This window comes from Novosphingobium sp. AAP83 (assembly GCF_001295795.1).
In the GTDB taxonomy this organism is placed as follows: Bacteria; Pseudomonadota; Alphaproteobacteria; order Sphingomonadales; family Sphingomonadaceae; genus Novosphingobium.
This window is the reverse complement of sequence record NZ_LJHY01000032.1, coordinates 1-1,963: the sequence shown is the minus strand read 5'-3', so window position 1 is coordinate 1,963 and position 1,963 is coordinate 1. Positions and strand designations below refer to the sequence as shown.

The 1,963-nt window shown below is 63.8% G+C and carries 2 protein-coding genes; one reads left to right on the top strand and one right to left on the bottom strand.

Annotated features, from left to right (window positions below):
* A partial coding sequence (locus tag IP81_RS15570) for a carboxyl transferase domain-containing protein (RefSeq protein WP_304437633.1) occupies window positions 1-710 on the bottom strand: 710 nt, incomplete at its 3' end.
* 96 nt (window positions 711-806) lie between these two features.
* On the opposite strand from IP81_RS15570, the gene IP81_RS15565 reads away from it, so the two are divergent.
* Window positions 807-1,667: a LysR family transcriptional regulator gene (locus IP81_RS15565; RefSeq protein WP_054108937.1), complete on the top strand. Its 861-nt coding sequence runs from the start codon at window positions 807-809 to the stop codon at window positions 1,665-1,667.
* Window positions 1,668-1,963: the final 296 nt, after the last annotated feature.

Here is a 1,963-nt window from a genome sequence, read left to right as displayed (position 1 = left end):
CCGCCGCCCAGCGCCTCGGCGGTAATCTCTTCGCCGGTTGCAGCCTTCACCAGCGGTGGCCCGGCAAGGAAGATCGTGCCCTGTTCGCGCACGATCACCGATTCATCGCTCATTGCAGGCACATAAGCGCCACCTGCGGTGCAACTGCCCATCACGCTGGCGATCTGCGGGATGCCCAGCGCACTCATGTTCGCCTGATTATAGAAGAACCGCCCGAAGTGATCGCGGTCCGGGAACACTTCGGCCTGATTGGGCAGGTTGGCCCCGCCACTATCGACCAGATAGATGCAGGGAAGGCGGTTTTCCTGCGCGATTTCCTGCGCGCGCAGATGCTTCTTCACCGTCATCGGGAAGTAGGTGCCGCCTTTGACCGTGGCGTCATTGGCAAAGATCATGCACTGGCGGCCCGAAACGCGGCCAACGCCTGCGATAATCCCCGCGCCCGGCACTTCATCGCCATAGAGGCCATTGGCGGCAAGTTGGCCGACCTCAAGGAACGGCGAGCCCGGATCGAGCAGACGCTCCACCCGGTCACGCGGCAGCAACTTGCCGCGCGCCACGTGACGATCGCGGCTGCGTTCATCGCCGCCACGCGCCGCCTTGGCCACGCGCGCGCGCAAGTCTGCGGCCAAAGCGCGATTGTGCGCGGCGCGGGCGATCGCCTCGGGGCTGCTGGTATCCAAAGCACTTGCCAGGACAGGGGCGCTCATCGCTGCATCCTCTCGATATTTTTCAGCGGCACATCTATCATCACCAATTCTAGGCTCAAAATTGATTTATGCTGGGTGTTGGTATAGGATTCGCCTATGATAAAGCGCGCCCATCTTCGCCAATTCCTCGCACTTGTCGAAACCGGCAACTTCACCCGCGCCGCTGAACGTCTGGGCGTGGCGCAGCCGACGCTATCTGCCGCCATCGCCGAACTGGAACGGATGGCCGGAACGCTGCTGTTTCAACGCGAAAGGCGGCAAGTGCGGTTGACCGAGGCGGGCGCAAAGCTGGTCGCCCATGCCCGCGCGATAGAGCGCGAATTCCGCGCTGCCGAGGCCGCTTTCGATGATGCGCCTGCACCGCTCAGCCCGTTGCGCCTCGGCGTGATCCCATCCATCGCCACCGCGAGCCTTGCATTGATCGCCCGGGCGTGGACAGAGGCGCAAGCCATAACGCTTAGCGAAGGCACCGACGCCGAACTGCGCCGCAAATTGGGCGAGGGGCAGATCGATGCGATCATCACTTTGCTGCGCCCCGAAGATGCCAACCGCCCGTCGGTGGTCCTATTGGAGGAGGGCTATCGCCTGCTCCTGCCCGAAGGCCACGTTTTGGCCGGCGCGGCGTCCATCGACGCACGCGATGTGGCCTCCGAAACGATGATCGCGCGCCGCAGTTGCGAAATTCTGGCCGAGACGAGCCGCTGGTTCACCCAGCGCGGCGTGCGCCCGCCGTTCTTCCTGCGCTCGGCCAACGATGACCGCTGCCTTGAAATGGTACGCGCCGGGATGGGCGTGACGACCGCGCCCGAATCCCTTGTCCGCACCGGCATCGTCGCCGTGCCACTGGCGGACTATGATTTCCGCCGAACGCTGGGCCTGCTCACCGCGCGCGACCGGCCTGATCTGATCACCGCAGACCATCCGCTGGTAGTGGCCTGCCACGCTGGATTTTCATAGGGAACGAATGCACGGCCTTGTTCTGGCTCAGTAGAGAAGACACTATTTCCGCTATTTAGAAATGTCCCCGTCTGATGCAGCAGGGGCTGCGCGGAACCCTTCCGAATTGTGCAGCGTAGCCCCTGCTGGTGCGCTGGTCCGGCATTGGTAGCACCTGTGGACCCGCTGCTTTGCAGTGGGCCCGCTCAACAGCCCTCAAGCATGCGCTGTGCTGCTTCGATAGGTGTCAGCCGGGGTGGGGGAGGGCGACCCCGCTTGCGTTTGACCGGTGGTTGGTCCGGCTGTGCAGGCGATGG